This window comes from Microbulbifer sediminum (assembly GCF_021729035.1).
GTDB lineage: Bacteria > Pseudomonadota > Gammaproteobacteria > Pseudomonadales > Cellvibrionaceae > Microbulbifer > Microbulbifer sediminum.
In genome coordinates this window covers 56,047-75,034 of sequence record NZ_JAJSAP010000002.1, presented here as the reverse complement: position 1 = coordinate 75,034, position 18,988 = coordinate 56,047, and the positions used below count along the sequence as shown (strand labels likewise).

13 protein-coding genes are annotated in these 18,988 nt (G+C 56.1%); 6 read left to right on the top strand and 7 right to left on the bottom strand.

Going from position 1 to position 18,988, the window contains the following annotated elements; translation table 11 throughout:
- Position 1 precedes the first annotated feature (1 nt).
- Positions 2-4,903 carry an NAD-glutamate dehydrogenase gene (locus tag LVD11_RS03090; protein WP_237057081.1) on the bottom strand — a complete coding sequence of 1,634 codons (4,902 nt, stop codon included), beginning with the start codon at positions 4,901-4,903 and terminating at the stop codon, positions 2-4.
- 311 nt (positions 4,904-5,214) lie between these two features.
- Between LVD11_RS03090 and LVD11_RS03085 the strand changes: the two genes are divergently transcribed.
- From LVD11_RS03085 to LVD11_RS03060, 6 genes are all read left to right on the top strand, one after another.
- Positions 5,215-6,189, top strand: coding sequence for an AAA family ATPase (locus LVD11_RS03085; protein WP_237055963.1), 975 nt, complete (start codon positions 5,215-5,217; stop codon positions 6,187-6,189).
- Positions 6,189-7,178 carry a DUF58 domain-containing protein gene (locus LVD11_RS03080; RefSeq protein WP_237055961.1) on the top strand — a complete coding sequence of 330 codons (990 nt, stop codon included), beginning with the start codon at positions 6,189-6,191 and terminating at the stop codon, positions 7,176-7,178. Before LVD11_RS03085 ends, LVD11_RS03080 begins: the two co-directional genes overlap by 1 nt.
- Complete coding sequence (locus LVD11_RS03075) at positions 7,175-7,744, top strand: DUF4381 domain-containing protein (protein ID WP_237055959.1); 570 nt, start codon at positions 7,175-7,177, stop codon at positions 7,742-7,744. Before LVD11_RS03080 ends, LVD11_RS03075 begins: the two co-directional genes overlap by 4 nt.
- A complete protein-coding gene (locus LVD11_RS03070; protein ID WP_237055956.1) occupies positions 7,737-8,777 on the top strand; it encodes a vWA domain-containing protein in 1,041 nt (346 codons plus the stop codon). The genes LVD11_RS03075 and LVD11_RS03070 overlap by 8 nt, the downstream gene beginning before the upstream one ends.
- Positions 8,774-10,648 (top strand): VWA domain-containing protein, encoded by a 1,875-nt coding sequence (locus LVD11_RS03065; RefSeq protein ID WP_237055954.1) that lies wholly within the window; start codon positions 8,774-8,776, stop codon positions 10,646-10,648. Before LVD11_RS03070 ends, LVD11_RS03065 begins: the two co-directional genes overlap by 4 nt.
- A gap of 68 nt (positions 10,649-10,716) precedes the next feature.
- Positions 10,717-12,378, top strand: coding sequence for a BatD family protein (locus LVD11_RS03060; RefSeq protein ID WP_237057080.1), 1,662 nt, complete (start codon positions 10,717-10,719; stop codon positions 12,376-12,378).
- Between the two features lie 288 nt (positions 12,379-12,666).
- Here LVD11_RS03060 and LVD11_RS03055 read toward each other — a convergent pair whose 3' ends face one another.
- The 6 genes from LVD11_RS03055 to LVD11_RS03030 form a co-directional block, all read right to left on the bottom strand.
- Positions 12,667-13,593, bottom strand: coding sequence for an NAD-dependent epimerase/dehydratase family protein (locus tag LVD11_RS03055; protein WP_255775290.1), 927 nt, complete (start codon positions 13,591-13,593; stop codon positions 12,667-12,669).
- Positions 13,590-14,357 carry a glycosyltransferase family 2 protein gene (locus tag LVD11_RS03050; protein ID WP_369413304.1) on the bottom strand — a complete coding sequence of 256 codons (768 nt, stop codon included), beginning with the start codon at positions 14,355-14,357 and terminating at the stop codon, positions 13,590-13,592. Before LVD11_RS03050 ends, LVD11_RS03055 begins: the two co-directional genes overlap by 4 nt.
- A gap of 57 nt (positions 14,358-14,414) precedes the next feature.
- The gene (locus LVD11_RS03045) at positions 14,415-15,284 is read right to left on the bottom strand and encodes a glycosyltransferase family 2 protein (protein ID WP_237055943.1); all 870 of its coding nucleotides are present in this window, start codon (positions 15,282-15,284) and stop codon (positions 14,415-14,417) included.
- Positions 15,285-15,337: 53 nt separating this feature from the next.
- The gene (locus LVD11_RS03040) at positions 15,338-17,092 is read right to left on the bottom strand and encodes a hypothetical protein (RefSeq protein ID WP_237055941.1); all 1,755 of its coding nucleotides are present in this window, start codon (positions 17,090-17,092) and stop codon (positions 15,338-15,340) included.
- A gap of 158 nt (positions 17,093-17,250) precedes the next feature.
- A complete protein-coding gene (locus tag LVD11_RS03035; RefSeq protein WP_237057078.1) occupies positions 17,251-18,114 on the bottom strand; it encodes a glycosyltransferase family 2 protein in 864 nt (287 codons plus the stop codon).
- Between the two features lie 33 nt (positions 18,115-18,147).
- Positions 18,148-18,987, bottom strand: a complete 840-nt coding sequence (locus tag LVD11_RS03030; protein WP_237055939.1) for a hypothetical protein — start codon at positions 18,985-18,987, stop codon at positions 18,148-18,150.
- Between the last annotated feature and the right edge of the window lies 1 nt (position 18,988).

Below are 18,988 nucleotides of genomic sequence, written 5' to 3'. Positions count from 1 at the left end.
ATCACTCTTCCAGCGGGGCCTCGCCCGACTCCAGCAGGCTCTCCTGGTCAGCCGTGGCATTGGCCAGGTACATCAACTCCCGCAGGGCCACCGTAAACATCGCGAAGTCAGTGCTTGGCGCAGCTCGCAGCTCCGCCAGTATGCCGGTCCAGCGCTGGATCGCGGGCGCCATGATAGCCTTCCAGCGGTCCATCGCGCCATCCACATCGAGATCGCTCTCCGCTGCCAGGCGCAGCAGGTTCACTGCCAGGCTACTCAGCTGGTTGTCGAGATCGTCCATGCTGGTCTCGCGGGCCTGGGCCTGCCAGAAATTTTCCACCGGCAAGTCGATGATCTGGTTACCGAACCAGGGCAGGTCCAGAGAATCCGCCAGCTGGAAATAGATCCGTGCAACCTCTTCTACCGGCCGCTTGCTGACCCGCGCGGACTCTGAGATCCCGAGCGCGGAGTACAGGTAAGTGGGCGAAGCAGCAAGCAAAGCGACATTTTCCGGGATGCCAGCCTCCTGGAGTTCCTGGAACCGCTCCTCCCAGAGGTGCCTGGGACGGCCGCTCAATACTTCCGGCAGAGCCTTGATCACCCGCTGTACTGACTCCCGGTAAGGCATCTGGCCATCAGTGGCATCAAGCTCGCTGCGGCGATTCCGGATAAACCAGCGCGCCGCACGGCGCACGCGGCCAATCATGGAGTTCAGCAGTTCCAGCTGCAGGTCGGCGGACACCTGGTAATCCAGCGCCGCTATCGCCTCCTGGAAGTCGTCCATCAGGTAAACGTCGCGGGCACTGATATAGGCGGCCGAGATGGTATCGATATCCGCCCCGGTGGCACCGCTGATGCGGTGGTAGAATGTGATCCCCATATTGTTGACCATTTCGTTGGCCACCTGGGTGGCCACTATCTGCCGACGCAGGGGGTGGTCGTACACCATGTCACGATACCGGGCCACCAGCTCTTCCGGAAACGCGGACTCCACTGACTCGATAACCCGCGGGTTATCGATAATGGACGCATCCAGCAGCTCTTCCTTCAGCTTTACCTTAACGTAGGAGATCAGCACCGAAAGCTCCGGCCGGGTGAGGTACTGCCCCTTGTTCTGGCGTTCGTTAATCTGCTCGTTGTCCGGGATGAACTCCAGCGAGCGGCGCAGGCGCCCTTCACTTTCCAGGGCATTGATCGTGCGACGATACTCATCGAGGCGTTCAGGCACCTGCCGTTCAGCGACACTCAGGGCCTGGGTCTGCTCATAGTTGTTATGCAGGACCAGTTCCGATACGGACTCGGTCATTTCCTCCAGCATCTGGTTGCGCTGCTTGCCAGTGAGATCTCCGTTGGCGACCACCTTGTCGAGGAGGATCTTGATATTCACCTCGTGGTCCGAGCAGTCGACGCCACCGGCATTATCAATAAAGTCGGTATTACAGCGCCCACCCCGCAGGGCAAATTCGATCCGGCCACGCTGCGTCATACCCAGGTTACCGCCCTCACCAAAGACGCGTGCACGCAGCTCCCGGCCATCTACCCGCAGGTTGTCATTCGCTTTATCCCCCACCTGCGCGTGCGATTCCGTAGAGCCCTTGACGTAAGTGCCAATGCCGCCGTTCCAGATCAGGTCAACCGGCGCCTTGAGCATCGCATTGATCAGTTCGTTCGGGTTGAGCCTGTCGGCCTCGATCCCGAAGGCCTCTTTCATTTCCGGGGTAATCTCGACGGACTTGGCACTCCGGTCGAAAATCCCTCCTCCTTTGGAAATCAGGGACTGATCGTAGTCCGTCCAGCTGGAGCGAGGCATCTCGAACAGTCGTTTGCGCTCGGCAAAACTGGCTGCGGCATCGGGAGTCGGGTCGACGAAAACATGCAGGTGGTTGAACGCACCTTTCAGGCAAATATGCTCGGAAAGCAGCATACCGTTGCCGAACACATCACCGCCCATATCGCCAATGCCGATAACCGAAAAATCTTCCTCCTGGACGTTCACGCCCATCTCGCGGAAGTGTCGCTGCACCGAAACCCAGGCACCGCGGGCCGTGATGCCCATCTTCTTGTGGTCGTATCCCTGGCTGCCACCGGACGCAAATGCGTCGCCAAGCCAGAAATCGTACTCGGCAGCGATACTGTTGGCGATGTCTGAGAAAGTCGCGGTGCCCTTGTCCGCCGCCACCACCAGGTAGGGATCATCCTCATCGCGCCGCACCACCTGTTCCGGCGGCAGTACCTCACCCTCTTTCAGGTTGTCGGTAATATCCAGCAGCCCGCGGATAAACGTCTTATAGCAATTGATACCGGCCTCGAGCATTGCCTCACGCCCGCCATCTGCCGGAGGCCGGCGAACCACAAACCCGCCCTTGGCCCCGCTCGGTACGATCACAGCATTCTTAACATTCTGGGCCTTTACCAGGCCCAGTACCTCGGTGCGGAAATCCTCAAGCCGATCGGACCAACGCAGGCCACCACGGGCCACCTTGCCACCACGCAGGTGCACACCCTCGACCTGGGGCGAGTAGACAAAGATCTCGAATTCCGGCCGCGGCTCCGGCAAACCCGGGATATTGCGCGGACTGAACTTGATGGAGATATAGTCCTTGGGCTTATCATCCGCGCCCACCTGGAAGAAGTTGGTGCGCAACGTGGCCAGGATCAGGTCCAGGTAACGGCGCAGCACCTGGTCCTCATTCAGGTTGTCCACCTTGTCGAGACCGTCGTGGATCTTTTTGATCAGGCGCTCTACCCGGGTCTGGTCCTGTTTGTTACTGCTGCCCACCCGTGGATCGAACATGGCCCGGAACAATGCAACCAGATTGCGGGTAATTTCCACGTGGTTAGCCAGGGTGGCAGCGATATACGGCTGGCTGCCACTGAACTTGGTCTGCTTCAGGTAGCGGGCATAGGCCCGGAGCATGGAAACCTCGCGCCAGTTGAGGCGCGCTGCCAGTACCAGCCGGTTGAAACCATCACTTTCCGCAACGCCATTCCAGATAGCCGCGAACGCGTCCTGGAACAGGTTCCGTGACGCCTGGGCGTCCACCCGGGTAGGCAGGCCGAACTCCAGGTGGAACTCGTGCATCCACACGTCGCTGACACCTTTCGGCCGGATCGTGTAGGGAAACTCGCCCATTACCCTCAGCCCCAGGTGCTCCAGTACCGGGATCACATCAGAGAGCGGCAGGTTGCCGCCCCAGTTGAACACCTTGAAGCGCAGGCTGCCTGCGGACGCACCCACAGGCTGGTAAAAGCTCATGGCGACCCGGTTGTCCGGGCTCAACTCCTCGATGGAGCCGATATCCTGCACGGCGATGCGCGGCTCGAAGTCCTCGCGATAGCCAGCCGGGAACGCTCGGCCATAGACACCGTAAAGCCGGTTCCCCTCTTCCTCGCCGTGACTCTCGACCAGGGACTTATGGAAAACATCTTCCCAGGAACGGGTTATATCCACGATCTGCGCCTCCAGTCGCGCCTCGTCAATTTCCAGTTCCTCACCCGGGTCGACCCGGAACACGAAGTGCACCCGTGCAAGGATGGATTCAGAAAAATAGGTGGTGAATTCGGATTCGCGGGCATTGACCGCTTTGGCGATATGCGCGCAAATTTCCTCGCGTACATCACTGTTAAACTGCTCCCGTGGCACGTATACGGTCGCAGTGACGAACTTACCAAAGGGATCGCGGCGCAGGAACAGCCGGATGTGGGCGCGCTCGTTCATGCTGAGCACACCCATCACCGTATCGAACAGGCCCTGGGTACTGCTCTGGAACAGCTCGTCCCGCGGAAAGGTATCCAGTATGCGCCGCAGTGCCTTGCCGTCATGGCTGTGCGGGGACAGGCCGCTGGATTCCATAATGGAAGCAATCTTACGACGTATGATCGGTATCTTTACCGGGCTCTCGGTGTATACCGGGGACGTGTAGAGCCCCATGATTGCAGACTCACCGATCACTTCGCCATCAGCATCGTAGCGCTTGATGGTGACGTAATCGGAATAGGCGGCACGGTGTACCCGCGACTTTACCGAGGACTTGGCAAACGTCAGGTAATTGGGGCCCTGGTAAAAGCGTTGTTTACCCTCGCTGAAGGCCGCTTCGGGCGTCGGCTCTGCCGATTCCTCCAGCTTCTTGAAGATGCCCAGGCGACGATTCTCAACCTCGCACAGGACTTTCCGGTCCCCCCGCTGCGCAAACTCGTATTCCCGATAGCCGAGGAAGGTGAAGTTACCGTCGCGCATCCATTGCAGGAAGGCGCAGGCCTCCTGCAAATTGGCGTCGTCCTCGGCGACACCATTGTGCAGCTGGTCTTCCATCGCACTGCAGGTGTCCAGCATCGGCACATAGTCGTCGACCACCAGCTCCACGTCGCCCAGCACATCCTTGAGAGCGGCGGACAGGTCCGCGTGACGCCCTGCAGAGGTATCCAGGTTGATCTCGACATAGACCAGCGCCTCGGAGGAGGCGCCGGCAGCTACACCCTCTTCGGGCCTGGGTCGTGGCAGCAGCTTTTTCAGCTTGCCCTTGGCAGTGCGCTCCAGGTGCAGCACAGTACTCTTAATGGAATGGATGACCGTATCCCGGCGGTTGATCTCGATACGGACCGAGTCGACCAGGAAGGGCATATCCCGCTGCAATACACCCACAACGGTATGGCTGCACTCCCACCCATCATCCTCCAGGCGCGGATTGAACACGCGCACTTTCGGCTTACCGGCCGTCCGCTGCTGGATAAAGTCCCACCAGGTGTAGATACAGCCGTAGACATCGGCCATTCTTCGGCCGGCCAGGTCCTCGAGGGGGTACTGGTGCAGGAACTGTTCGGCAAATGCCACCACCGGTTCCGCCTTGTCACCCAGCTTTTCGCGGATCAATACGCTGACCTGTTCGACCAGCTCCTCGCGGCTATCGGTGATCACCGTGGCCATATTCACACAAAACCTCCAAAGTTCACTGAGTGCCGCCGGCCTTTTTTTCACGGCCGGCTTATCCTTATACTCTACGCGGCTTGTGGCCGCGGGTCTTCAATCTGGGGACCGCCGGGCAAGGGGTAAACGACTGCCACGACGGCGAACTTTTGAGCAAGCCGGGAGCCTAATCCTCCCGGCGGTTGCCTCTCTGCTGTGTGCCGCTAGAATCAACGGAATCACGTCTCCGGTCGCGGCCGGCTATATATAAAAGATGATAGATAGCCGCCCACCGGAAAGGGAGCAGGATCATCCTCGACAGAAGAGACATTATGGAATCGACGACGCAAGATATCAGGGATCGCGTGAGGGCGCTGGGCGAATGGCTGGAGCAGCAGATTATTGGCCAGGAAACGCTGGTCAATCGCATACTGATAGCCCTGCTGGCCGATGGCCATTTGCTGGTGGAAGGCGCGCCGGGCCTGGCGAAGACCAAGGCCATCAAAACGCTCGGCGATGCTATAGAGGGAGATTTTCATCGCGTCCAATTTACGCCGGACTTGTTGCCGGCAGATATTACCGGCACCGATATCTACCGACCGGAAACCGGAGAGTTCCATTTTCAGCCAGGGCCAGTGTTCCATAACCTGGTGCTGGCCGATGAGATCAACCGCGCACCGGCGAAAGTGCAGTCCGCCCTGCTTGAGGCCATGGCCGAGCGCCAGATCAGCGTCGGGCGCAAAACCTATCCGTTACCACAGCTATTCCTCGTGATGGCAACGCAAAACCCTATCGAACAAGAGGGTACATATCCGCTGCCAGAGGCGCAATTGGATAGGTTCCTCATGCAGGTGAATCTTGCCTATCCCGATGCCGGCGCGGAAGCGAAAATATTGCGCCTGGCCAGATCCGAGGCCAGTGTTGGCGAAAATCGCCCTACCGCTGTGGTCAGCCAGGAAGAGGTTTTCCGCGCCCGGGGCCAGGTGCTCGACATGCAGATGGTTGAGGCGGTCGAGACCTATATCGTCCAGCTCGTCATCGCCACGCGCGAGCCGGCGAAGTATGACAGCGAGCTTGCCAGCTGGCTAGATTTCGGTGCCAGCCCCCGGGCCACCATTGCCCTCGACCGCTGCGCCCGGGCCCGCGCCTGGTTGGCCGGGCGTGACTTCGTCACCCCGGACGATGTGATGGAAGTCGCACCCGACATCCTCCGCCACCGCTTGCTGCTGAGCTTTGAGGCCGAGGCCGCCGGCGTTACCGCCGACCAGGTAATCCAGCGCCTGCTCCAACTGGTACCGGCAATCTGATGCCAAAGGCGGTTTCCCATATTGAGCTCAGCCCGCGGGGCGCCTATCCCGAGGTGGCGCCGCTGGTGAAATTGCGTTATATCGCCCGCCAGCTGCAGATGTTCCAGCCGCGAGTGGCCCGCAGCGATCAGGCTGGGGGCCTATTGACCCGCTATCGCGGCCGCGGCATGAATTTCGAGGAGGTGCGGAACTACCAGGCAGGCGATGATGTGCGCTCCATCGACTGGCGGGTAACTGCCAGGACCGGCGAGACCCACACCAAGCTGTACCAGGAAGAGCGGGAGCGGCCGGTGGTCATCCTCGTGGACCTGCGCTCACCGATGTTTTTCGGCAGTCGCAGGGCATTCAAGTCAGTTGTCGCCAGTGGTATCGCTGCCGCCCTCGGGTGGGCGGGACTGCACCACAGTGATCGCATTGGCGCCATGCTCTTTACCGACGACGATATCGACACCGTGCGCCCGCGCCGCAGTCACCACGCGGTGCTGGCCATGATCCACGCCATGGTCGAGCTCGCCGGCGACCTGAGCAATCCGGTACCCTCACCCGGGAGCCAACCGCTGAAGTTATTGCTGGAAGAGGCCCGGCGAATCAGCCGTCCCGGTACTGCGCTTTTCCTGATTTCCGATTGCCACGACCTGGACGACAGCTGCGCCCAGGCCCTGTACCTGCTGACCCGCCACTCGGACCTGCAGGTGCTCCGAATCACTGACCCCCTGGAGCTGGCCTTGCCAGAGGAATCCCTCACGATCTCCGATGGCCGCCAGCGAACCTTCCTGAACGGCAATAACCGGCCGCTCCGGGAGCACTTTGCCGAACGCCAGGCACAGGCTCGCGAGGCCGTGGAGCAGCTGTGTCGTCGCCACCGATTACCCCTGCTTGACTTTAATACCGGCCAGCCACTGGTACCCGCCCTGCTGAGTTACTTTGGTAGCCGCCAGCCGGAATCCCGCGGACTGGGCGCCGCCACAGATAGGGTGTTGGTGCCGTGAGATTGCCGTTAACACAGCAAGCGCCGCCGGCACAGCCCGCACTGTCACCGGAGCAGCAGGAGCTGATGGCACAACTGCGGGACATCCATGAACCCGCGCCACTTGCATGGTGGCCACCGGCACCGGGCTGGTGGTTACTTGCCGCGCTGATCGCTGCCCTGTTCATACTCGCGGCCCTGTGGATCCAGCACCGGCGGGAGCGGGCGCGGCGCGGTCGCTACCGGCAGGAGGCCGTACACCTGCTACAGGAAGTGGACGTGGAAAGCCCCCGCGCGACCGAGGAACTCAACGAGATCCTGAAGCGGGTCGCCGTCACCAGCTATGGACGCCGCAGGGCCGGCAACCTTACCGGCCAGCAGTGGGTCGCCTTCCTGGAGGAAAGCGGCGGCACCCCCTGCCCCGCGGACGCCCGGACCGCACTACTTGAAGAACTCTACCGGCGCGACAGGTTCAGGATCGAGTCCAACAGTGCCCTGCAACAGTTCGCTATCGACTGGGTGCACAGGCATAAACAGCCCACGCGCTTTTCGGGGCGCCAGGTCACAGCGGAGGTCGAGAGTGTTTGAGTTTGCCCTGCCCTGGGCCTTCATCCTTCTGCCCCTGCCGCTACTGACCCGGCGGCTGCTGCCCCGCGCTCGACCGTTGGACAGCGCGCTCAAGGTGCCCTTCTATGCCGAACTCTCGCAGCGCGGCAGCGGCGCCCCGGGAAAGCTGGTCAACCTGCTGATGCTGTGGTTCCTCTGGGTACTACTGGTGGCAGCGGCTGCCCGCCCCCAGTGGTATGGGGAGCCCATCACACAAACCAGCAGTGCGCGGGACCTGCTCCTGGCAGTGGATATCTCAGGCAGCATGGAAACCCCCGATATGCTGCTGAACGGACGCCCGGCAATGCGCATCGATGCTGTGAAGGAGGTGGTGGGTGACTTTGTCGAGCGCCGCAAGGGCGATCGCCTGGGTCTGGTGCTCTTTGGTACCCGCGCCTACCTGCAAGCGCCCCTGACCTATGATCGCGAGACCGTGGGCACGCTGCTGCAGGAAGCCCAGATCGGCTTTGCCGGCCAGGGCACGGCGATCGGCGACGCCATCGGCCTGGCGGTAAAACGGCTGACGCAAAGACCCGCTGAACAACGTGTCCTGATCCTGCTCACCGATGGTGCCAACACTGCCGGCGAAGTCGCGCCGCTCAAGGCCGCCGAGCTTGCCCAGCAGGCCGGTGTCACCGTTTACACCGTCGGGGTTGGTGCGGAGGAAATGGTGCGTCCGGGCCTGCTGGGAAGCCGCTTCGGGTCACGGCGCATCAACCCATCCCGGGACCTGGACAGCGAGACACTGCAAGCCATCGCTGATGGTACTGGAGGCCAGTATTTCCGTGCCCGCGACCCGGCTGAGCTGGCCCGCATCTACGAGGAACTGGATCGCCTCGAGCCGGTGGAGCAGGAAGCCGCTTCTTACCGGCCACTCCGCTCCCTGTATATCTGGCCACTGGGCCTCGCACTGGTGCTGGCATTGCTGTGGGCACTGGTGCCGCTGCTCCGGGCTGGCCTTGAATACTTGTCCGGCACCGCCGGAGACAAGCGGCGGCAGGGGGAACTGACATGAACCTGCTCGCCGACCTGCAACAGTTTCACTTCCTGCGACCACTCCTGTTGCTGCTGCTGGTACCCGCTGCCCTCGGCTGCTGGGGGCTGGCGAAAACTGTCTTCAACAGTGGTCACCTGCAGAAACTGGTTGACGCCGATCTGCTGCCACACCTGCTCCTGCGCGGCGGCTCGCGACGCCCTCTGCTTTTCTCACTGATATTCCTGCTACTGGCAGGCATGATCATTGCACTCGCCGGTCCAACCTGGCGCAAACTGCCGACTCCCGTGTTTAGCAACCAGGATGCCCTGGTCATCCTACTGGATCTCTCACCTTCCATGATGGCCACTGACCTGTCGCCGGACCGGCTTACACGGGCACGGCTCAAGGTTCTGGATATTCTCAAACAGCGAAAGGACGGGCTGACAGCGCTGGTTGCCTATGGCGGCGAGGCGCATGTGGTCACACCACTGACAGAAGACACTGCCACCATCGCCAACCTGGTTCCGGCCCTGTCCCCGAAGATCATCCCGGTTCCCGGGAGCAATATTGAAATGGCTGTGAAAACGGCTATTCGGCTGCTTAAAGATGGCGCGAACGGCCGCGGCCGGATCCTCGCGGTCACTGACGGTATCGATGATGCGGCCCTGGGCACGCTGGCGGAGCTGACAGGCCCCGCCGCCATCGACTTCTCGGTGCTGGCAGTTGGCAGCGGTGAAGGCAGCCCGATCCCCCGCGGCAATGGGGGTGGCTTCATTACCGACAACAACGGCGCTATCGTGATCGCAGGTTTTGATGAGACCAAGCTGCGCAACCTCGCCCGCAAGGGCGGGGGCCGCTTTGCCCAGATTGCGGTGGATGACCAGGACATTACCTATCTCATGCCCCGGGGGGATACTCCTGAACAGGCGGCTCTGACTGAACGCGAATTCGACCAGTGGCGTGAGGAAGGTCCGTGGCTCGTACTACTTCTCCTGCCTCTCGCGGCCCTCCTGTTTCGCCGAGGGGCCCTCGCCTGCCTGCTACCGCTAACACTGGCCCTGGCGCTTCCTCAGCCATCAAATGCCGACGAAGCGAAGTCCACGGGTCTCTGGCAGGACCTCTGGTTGCGGGAGGACCAGCAGGCCCGCAGGCTACTGGAACAGGGAAAGGCGGAGCAGGCAGCCGAGCTTTTCGAGGACCCGCAATGGCGTGGAACCGCCAGGTACCGGGCCGGTGACTTCCCCGCTGCCGCACAACAGTTCTCCCGTGGCGGGAACGCGGAAAGCCTTTACAACCTGGGCAACAGCCTGACCCGCCAGGGGCGCTTCGATGAGGCCATCGCCGCCTATGACGAGGCACTCGCCCGGCAACCGGCGTTTCCCGATGCCGAGCACAACCGGGAGATCGCCCGTAAACTCAGGGAGCAGCAGAAGAAACAGCAGGAACAACAACAGCAGTCGCAGCAAGGACAGCAACAACAGCAACAATCCGGTGACGAGCAACAACAGCAACAGGGCGAGCAACAGGACCAGCAGGGGCAACAAGACGGCGAGCAGCAATCCGACTCCCAACCCGGCCAGTCTTCCCGCGAACAACAGGAGCAACAGGCAGGCAAAGACTCACAGTCCGGTAGCGAAGAAGAACAGCAGCAAAGCCAGCAACAACAGCCCCAGGGCGGCCAGGGCGAAGAAACGGACCAGGAAAGCGAATCGCAACAGAAACAGCCAACCGCCGAAAACGCCCTCGATCCGGAAACTCAGCAGGCCCTGGACCAGTGGCTCCGACAGATTCCCGATGATCCCGCCGGACTGATGCGGGAGAAATTCAAGTATGAGAGCCTCCAGCGACGGCGGGATTACCGTACCGGGGACTGGGAACCGCCGGAAAATGGAGCCACGGAACGATGGTAGCCTTACACTCTCAATCTACCGCAGCTTCATCCCGGGTCCGCAAACAAACACGAGAAACGTTGACCAACATGCGTCGAGTATTTCACCTGTTCCAGGCAATCTTGTTACTTCTTCTGGCAAGTACCGCCGCGGCGGACAACGAGCTGACTGCAACCGTTGACCGCAACACCATCGGCGTGGACGAGACCCTGAACCTACGTCTACGATATTCCGGCAAGGAGAGTGGCGGCCAGCCGGATTTCGAGCTGCTGGAACAGGATTTTGATATCCTTTCGCGCCAGCAATCCAACCAGTACCGGGTTATCAACGGCCGCGCGGAAAGCTATGTCGAATGGATGCTGACACTGGCTCCAAAGCGTGAAGGCCGGTTGTTTGTTCCCTCACTGCACTTACACGGCCAGGTGTCCGACGCCATCCCCATCACCGTTACTGAGGCGGGCTCGACACCGGATAACGACGACCGCAAAGCCTTCCTGGAAGTGGAGCTCGACAAGGACCAGGTCTACGTGCAGGAGCAGCTGCTGATCAAGGTACGCCTGTATACGGTAATCGGGCTGCACGACATCTCAACCGAGCCACTGCAGATCCCCGGCGCCCATATTGAGAAAGTGGATGAACAGCGCTATGAGAGGCGCATCAACGGCGTCGGCCATGCGGTCTACGAGCTGACTTATGCCATATTCCCCGAAAGCTCCGGCAAACTCCGCATCCCCGCCCTCACCTACGTGGCAGTAGCCGGCCGCCGCGACCCCTTCTCACTATTCAACCGCAATACGCAACGTATGCGGTTGCGTTCCGAGGCTAAAGAGGTTGAGGTACTACCGAAACCCGACAGTTATAGCGGCAAACACTGGCTACCCGCGGCCAGCCTCGGCATTGTGCAGAGCTGGAGCCAGGACCCGGACAGCTTCAAGGTCGGAGAGCCGATCACTAGAATCGTCACCATTCGCGCCGAGGGCCTGCGCGCTGCCCAACTGCCGCCATTGCCGAAGATCAATGTGGAAGGACTCAAGACTTATCCCGACCAACCCCAGCAGGATGACCAGGCCGGCGCCAATGGCATCAGCGGCAGCCGCATCGAGACCACGGCCATCGTCGCTACCAAGCCCGGTGAATACCAACTCCCCCCGATCACATTGAGCTGGTGGGACACCAAGTCCGGGCGCCAGCGCGTAACCCAGCTACCGGCGTTCCGGTTTACCGTCAGTGGTGCACCGATGGCAAGCGGCAGCGATAGCAGCCAAACCGCCCCGCCCGGCCCAAACCGCAGTAACCAGCTCCCTGCTGATCATTTCTGGCGGAACCTGGCTATCATTGCTGTCGCCTCACACCTGATGTGGATTATTTATCTCTGGTGGTTTCGGCAGCATCTGGTCCCTTCCCAAACGGCCAAAACACCGAGCTCCCAGAACAGCGACAGCGAACAAACCAAGCGGCTCTTCCACGCTGTTGAAACTGGTGACCCGGTGCGCTTGCAAAAAGAGCTAAAACAATGGCTCCAGTCCCGATGGCCAAACCTGCATATAAATAGCATCAGTGATGCAAGCAAACTTTTAGAATTCGAGGAACTGGATAAACTCCACGGATTACTCAACAACGCCCTCTACGTCCAGCCCCCACGGCCTCTCAACCGACAGCAGGTGGAAATCTTAGTGAGGAGGCTCGTTAAACACGAAAGCAGTTCTGCGCCTACCCAAACTTCCAGCGCCCTTCCTGAGCTTTTCTCATAGGAAAACCCTGACAGGAACACTAATAGACAAGCGCAAAGTGAAGGCCGCGCCACCTCTGAAACCAAAACGATTCCGGGGTCCAAACTGGCCACGATGCCAGCCTTCGTGACAGTAAAAAGATATGGGAGATTTACTGATAAGAGACCCGCAGACCAAAACCCGAGCAAAGTTGCTGCAAACCGGGATGTGAAATCCCGAAATGAGTCGCAAGCGTGAGTAAACAAAGCAGCAGCAAATTTACCAAGTATATTTTTTAAGCCAATCTACCAGGTTTTAGCCTCGCTCAATCTAACCACGGCCAGAGATAATTTCGCGGATAGCCGATTGCAGGGGCTGCTCCGGCTCCCAACCTAGCACACTGGATATTTTTGAAGTATCGATTAACATATTCCCAGTCAGCCCGTCAGCCAGAGACTTCCTGCCTAGCGCTAAAAATGCTGCATTCAGAAAGGCGGGGGGCAAGGGCCAGCAGCGGAGCTTAACACCAAGCTCCTCGGCAATAAGCTTACAGAGCTGCAACGTTGAAATACGCTCCGGATTCGCCAGATGAAATATCTCACCGGCAGCGATGTCATGCTTCGCTGCCAGCACTATCCCGTCAACCAGGTTCCGAAGAGTTACGAACTGGCGCTGGTTATTAATCAGGGAAAAAGGCAATGGAACTTGCAACCTGACGGCGCGAAGAAGGCTGTCGACATTCCCCTTAACTCCGACTCCGACAACTGCAGGAAAACGCAGTATCACAAGTTGCATGCCAGAAGACCGCGAGAAAGCTTCGAGCTTCTCTTCTGCCAGGCTTTTGGAGTAAGTATAGGCATTGTGCGGTCGCCGGGCGTCACTCTCGCCCAAGGGGCGTTCAGACCTTGAACCCAGAACTCCAATAGAACTTGCGAACACAAACCGCCTAACTCCGTAAGCATGAGCCTCCTTTGCAAGTCTTAAAGTAAGCTCAGCATTCTCCCGATCGAAGCCCTCTTTATCCGAAAAACCAGCCCCCCTGATATGCACCCTGGCGGCCAGATGAATCAATGTCTGTACCCCATCCAGAGCAGGACCCATTTGATCGCCCAGCTCCCAGAAATGATCTGCCTCCATCCCGGCCTTTCGCGTTCTACCTACTGCAGCCACGGGTACTCCGGAAGCCCGCAGATTGCTAACAAGCGCACGACCCACCATGCCTGTGGCCCCGGTGACCAACAATCTACCACCTCTCATCTGTTGAGCCTTTTCAAAAAAGCCCGCAAAGCATAAGAGATAAAATTCGGCAAAGCTTTTGCCAGGGGGAGATACTCAAATGACCTATAAACACGCCATGTATACAGTGCAGCACTCAACTTATTTGACGATAGAGATCCTGGCCTGACTCTATAGTAAGTCAAAGGTTCGTTAATTCCGCTCGCAACAGCACCTTCACGAAGCAACTTAAGCCAAAACGCAAAATCTTGACGCTTTCTAATATTGGGCATCAACGGTCTACCAACCGCTTCATAATCCAGAAGAACACTTGAGCAAGCTACAAGAGGGTTAGCGAGCAGCGTATTATAATCTACCTCTTGCTCAACGCACTGAACATCTCCGAAGGGATTTCCTAGTGAATCAACTTTCTGAATTGCTGTGTACCCAAGCTGTGCGCCCCGACTCTTGATATCAAAAATTTGACGGCTCAACTTTTGAGGATGCCAGAGATCATCACCATCAATAAAGGCGACATAACGATATTGAGCAGACTCCAACCCCAAATTTCGCGCTCCTGCTCCACCAAGATTTTTTAGGCTATTGATTACTCTGACCCGAGAATCAATAGCTGCAAACCTATCCAGCACCTCACCTGTTCCATCGGTCGAGCTATCGTTGACTATAATTAATTCTATTTCTGAATGACTCTGATTTAGCACTGACTCGATTGATGCCGCAACAAAAGAGCCCACATTGAAAGCGGGCATTATTACGCTGACTCTATTATCAACTCCTAACGGCACTTTACTAATCCACCAAAAGCTTGCACACACGTCTCCAGCTATCAAAAGCCCTTAAGGCTATCGTCGCTCGGGTTCAGCACCAAAACTCACGCGAATCATCTCCAACAATTCGACGCACCACACCCGCAAATATACCAGGCTTGCAATCAAGCGGTAGCGCAGTGAAAACTTCCGGTGGCGGAAAAGGCGAACGGCTGTTATTCCCGGAGACAAAATAGTGCGAACGTATATCCACAGCTTGTGGCGCTTTGATTTACAGGTCAACTGCCCACCTTTAACTCGACGTGCTTTGGTTGCAATCTCATCCCAGCTCGCCCTGGTCCGATGGCGAACAACAGCAGAATCTTTATAAATTATCCGAAAGCCGCTATTGGTTGCGCGACGACAAAATTCCGCGTCTCCACCCGAAAAAAGCTTCTCGTCGAATAGACCTATCTCATCAAACAACTTCCTTGGGACCGACAGGTTCGCTGTAGCGGCATAACCACGGCTCACATAGTGAGCCTGAGGAATCCCTCTCACCATGTCGAAAATCTCGTAGGCCGAAGGCTCACTCCACTCGCTTATAGAATCGACTCTTCCGGCTATAAGAACGTCATCCGTCTTCGCGCTTCTAAGTGCACCTTTTACCTCATTGAGCCAATTATCGACCGGCAGGCAATCAGCATCGGTAAAAATAAGCAATTGTCCTTGAGAATTTCGAATCCCATGATTCCTTGCAGCATATGCGCCACGAACATCGCAATGCAGAACCTTTACGTTCTCAGGTAAATTATCAGGAACACTTAATTCCCGGGATCCATTATCAATCAGCAATATCTCAACACCCTGCATTGAATAGGATTGGGCACGGAGACAGCCAACTAGTTCCGGAACAAACCCCCACTGCTCAAAAACCGGAATAATGATAGATATCTCAACTTTCATAGAATAAAATTCCGTATAAACCCCGGACAACACCTGTAAATCCGCAAGTAAACCTACGATAGCACGTGGTCAGCTTCTTCCAGTGGCAACCCAAAATTTAAGACGTCCAACCTTTCCAGTATAGGACCCAAAAGATCAAGAGCCTCATTCAGCTGATGCTTTCCATAACGCTCATCAAGTGCGGATACCAACGCAACCAACTCTACTACCTTTGCATCAATGTTTTTGAGAGAGGGACGATCTTTAGCCGCGGCGTGCAACGCTTTCTCGATCTGACTAATCTCACGTTGACCCACTCCAAATCCGGCACCAACAGGTTCAAGGGACCAGCGCCCCCAGTTCACGAACACTGGCTCTTCCTGTTGAGCTAGTGTCCAAATGTTGGCTGGTCGCACGTCAGGGTTTACAAAAGAAAGAGGCATTGATTGCAAAATCGTCCTGATGATAGGCAAACGATCTATCACACGATCGACCTGATTGACCTCCGCTACTTCAGTTGCCGCAACCTTAATTTTCTGAAGGTCAGATTCTCCTAAGCGTTGCCAAAGCAATGGTCTGGAACGCTGATAGCGATCGACGAGTACTGCCGGCGGCTCAATCTTCAGCATATCACTCTTCAGTTTAACTACGGCTTTCCGAAGCACATTGGGAGAAACTGATAAATCAGCCGATGGGAGCCTGCAAACAAGACATGACATATCACCAAGGCTACTCATCCCAACAAATGTCGGCGCAGCCAGACCGGCTATACCCTCAGCAATGAGAGTGGATTCATGCATAGCCAGATTGCTATTTTTGGGCTCGTAGAGCTTCACCAGGTACTTATTCGCTGCAGAAGACGCTTCTACAATCATTACCGCGATTCCTGGAGAGCTCGATGAATGCCACGAAACCTTGTTGCAACCCTCCCAGCCCTCAACAAAACTGGAAATAACAGCATCAATCCACTCCGCCCGGCGCTCTCGCTCTAAAAACGGCCAGTAGCCCTTGCTTGAGCGAGCTCTACTTGGCAGAAGCACTTTGTTGTGAAAAAAAAGCGCATCAATCTTCACCCGCTGCGAAGAAAGACTTTGAATGTCTTTGACAACAGCAGAAAACCTGCTAAAGAGCTGCCGGCATAAAAGCAAAGATAGGATAGCAACAATAACCGAAGGTGGCTTCAGAAAAATGAAGTCAAGCACCAAGTAAACAAAAGAAATAAAGAAACCAGCACTTGCGACAATTCCTGCTGCATCCTGCATCTGATTATTCAAATAATCCTTAAAGGAAGGCAGAGTCCTTTCAAGGAAAGCAATTAAGAGACCTACAACTACGGCTAAAAACACCAAAATTGCGGCCATATCTAGATAGACAACAGATATTACGGACAGAGCCAAAAATATAAAGCAACTACTCGCCAGCATCCGAGAGAAACGCTTATAGGCATTACCTGCAACAATGTCCTGATTTTGAAACAGAGCAACCTTTTTGTTATGCAGCAGAATTTGACCGGAAGCACGGGCTGTAACAACGCCAACCAAGTGCTCAGAAAGCAAATGAACTATATAAAATAAAACTGCTGATAAGCTAAGTCCAAGGATTAAAAATTCGCTCCCAAGAACACGCAGTGATTCCGGAAAGTAGTTAGGGATACCGCTAGAACCAAGCAGAATCACTACTTTCAGCGGTAGGAAAAAGGCAAGCACCATCGATATTTGCGAAGTAAGTGTAAGCAAGATAATAATCAGAGTGTGCCAGAACACCACCCGCGAGAATTTGGAAGCAAGTGACATGCACCAACGTAATGATCTGCGTACCCCTGAGGACATACTTAGACTTCCTTATAAATACTTCAGCCAAAATTGATCAATTAGGGGGCTCTGTCCTGGGCGGCACACAAGAAAGAAGTAATAATCAACCAAAGTTACATACCTCACTTACTGTTCACGCTTAATCACAGAGGTAAGCCCACCGATATAGTCCATCGCTATTTCCGCTCAGGCTTTCCTCGAACCGACAGCCGCAAAATCTCAACCGATTCCACCGGCCAAAGGCGCAACTGAACAAAAATGGCAATCATCCGATAACTTAAAGAATGATCTTTTGCGCGAAAAACTTTTTGGACCGCCGTAATAGGAGGCATAAATGTCCTTAACACCGCCAGCAGTCGCTTAAGGCCTGAAGACGAATAGAACTGGCCGCCCTTCAACCTGCGGGCTTTAGTAGCGACCCCAGCCCAATCGAACCGTGCTCGATGCCCTACTTTCGCACCATCAACATAGGCAAGACTCGCTCCCTTCCTCACTGCCCTGAGGCAAAAATCCTTGTCCGCACCAGAATAAAGCCGCTCTTTGAAACCGCCCAACGAATCAACCAATGAGCGAGGAACGAAAAGATTTGCTGTCGCAGCATATCCACCTTTGACATAAAGATCTTGCGGTATACCCTTCACCACATCATATATCTCGTAGGGGCCGGGCTTATTGGAATTTGGAACAACATCGACCCGTCCCGCAAGCATTATGTTCTCCGTCCCGTCGAGAGATGCCACCTCAAAGAGGTTCTCCAACCACGACGGCAGAGGCAGGCAGTCAGCGTCTGTAAACGCCAGCCACTCGCCTTTCGACTGGTTAATACCGGCATTTCTGGCCGCATACGCGCCGGGCTTATCGCAATCAAGAACGACTAATTTCCCAGGAAAATCCAGAGCCGGCTCAACAAAGCCTGGAGTTCCATTATCAATAAGGATGACCTCGAAAGCCTCTAGGCCAATACTCTGCTTAGCTAGACGGTCAAGCAGGTGCGGTATCAGATCCCATTGATCAAATACAGGCACAATAACTGAGATCATCACGAACAGACCCTGGGACAATAAGTGTTAACGCTACACACCAAGCCACTTAACTCCAGTCAAAATATCTAGCCTCTCTAAATATTTCTTCAATTCTAAAAATTCGTTTAAGTCACGCTTAAGATCGCCAAATTTCTCTTCACTGAACTCTGAGGTGTACCGATCATCACGCTTAAAAGCACCCTTAAAGAAGCGAATTCCCTTTGCATTACCGCCATTGCTGATCTTGTGATTCCCTGCGATATAGTGCGATTGAGATTTCAAGCGAGAAGAGTCATATTTTCGACCGCCCAACCATGACTCAGCAAGTTTCGTCTTCCCGGCGTCATCTAAATCAATGAACTCCTCAAAAGATATGACATGGACAGGCACTCCACGCTGAGCTTTTATTTCAGAGGCCCAAGCAACCCTGTCAACAAGAGTTGTATAATATGTAAGCGCGGATTCCTTAAATTTCAGCCATTTAAACTCATCACTATACGAATGAAAGCTCTGCTTCAAGGCGCGAGTATAGAAACTGTATGTGTGGGCCATTGGATTCTTTAACAAAACCACAAGAGAATCTGGTATTCCCGTAGTCTTATCATAAAAATATGGGTTTTTATCCCCTGTGACCAGTACGTCGTGCCCAAGTATATCAGCGCACTTGTTGTAAATTGGACTCTCAAGCTTGCGGATTTTAGCTACATTTTCCGGCGTAAATGAAGGACACGAATCCCCGCACTCTCTGCATGTACTCTCCCTGCCAGAGTAAACCTTATGTATCTCACCAACATGAGAAAGTCCTTCATACCCCCCTAGCATATGCCCAAAAACAGTACTACCACCGAAATTTGGTGAAACGATCCCTAAACTTCTCATCAATGCTTCCAAA